This window comes from Gracilimonas mengyeensis, from assembly GCF_900182705.1.
GTDB classification, from domain to species: Bacteria; Bacteroidota; Rhodothermia; order Balneolales; family Balneolaceae; genus Gracilimonas; species Gracilimonas mengyeensis.
The window spans coordinates 1-1119 of record NZ_FXTP01000032.1; the positions used below are offsets into that span (position 1 = coordinate 1).

The 1119-nt window shown below is 51.4% G+C and carries 1 protein-coding gene; it reads right to left on the reverse strand.

The annotated features are described in order from the left end of the window. Positions 1 to 19: 19 nt before the first annotated feature. Positions 20 to 961 (reverse strand): IS110 family RNA-guided transposase, encoded by a 942-nt coding sequence (locus tag FN815_RS18780; RefSeq protein WP_142456375.1) that lies wholly within the window; start codon positions 959 to 961, stop codon positions 20 to 22. Between the last annotated feature and the right edge of the window lie 158 nt (positions 962 to 1119).

The window sequence follows — 1119 nt, forward strand, 5'->3', positions numbered from 1 at the left end:
GAATGAACTGTGCTTAAAGTCAAGCGGCCATCGCTTTTTCTTTGTCAAAGCCCTCTCCGCTTTTTCCAACGGCAAATGCCTGACGAAGTAGTTTATGAGCAATGGCTACTTTTATCACCCGCTCCGGCTTTCCTTTGCTTTTCATCCTTTCGTATAACTCAGCACAGCCCGGATTACACGTCTTGGCTGTCCATGAACACATATACAACAACTTTCTCAACTGCGAGCATCCTAACTTACAGATCGATCCCCGCCCGTTGATGCTGCTGCCTGATTGGTATATGCGCGGGCAAATCCCAACATAGCTGGCTAGCTTGCGCGAGTCATCAAACTTGCTAAACCCGTCGGTCACACATATCAGCAACAAGGCGGTCTTAGCCCCTATGCCCGGAATCGTTTGCAGCTGCCGGTAACTTCGCTGATACTGTTGATTGGCCAGCATTTCCAGGCGGTGCTCTATGTGCCGAAGTCCTTGCCTTATGGCTTTTAACTGCTCTGCAATCACCTGCCCCACCACCGCTTCTTCTTCGGGGGCGTACGAAAAAGCTTCCCTCTGCCCGCGCAACTGCGTTTGCTGTCGCAGTAAGCCTTCATGCAAACTCACCAGCTGGCGCATCGCCTGGTTTTCCTTCGACGGAGGGCTCCATAGGGCAGGCCGGTGAGCCTGCGCATATTCAGCAATCAGTTGGGCATCTTTTGTATCTGTTTTTACACGCGTGAGCCGCATCTGGCAATACCGGCGGTTCAACACGCTCACGCTAAAACCGCGCGCCTGACTCCAGCATGCCCCGCGCAGATAGTAGGGCCCCGAGGCCTCCATCACTATATGGGCATCCGGCCCTGTCCATTGCCAGAGCTGGCCCCATCCTTGCTCATCGTTTGCAAACCGCTTTACCTGACGGCGCCTAAGACAATATGCGTCAAACCATGCCTTTGAAATATCGATACCAACATAGCTCATAATCACCTATATTTTATGTTATAAGGAAAAGGCGTATGGTCATATCCATCCTGCATACAGGCTCCAGGGCCTACTGAACTGTTCATGATCATAGTGTGGAAGATGGCAGGTCAATCATTCTGAACGAGCTCTTTGGCTCAATGACCAACAACTGTGTA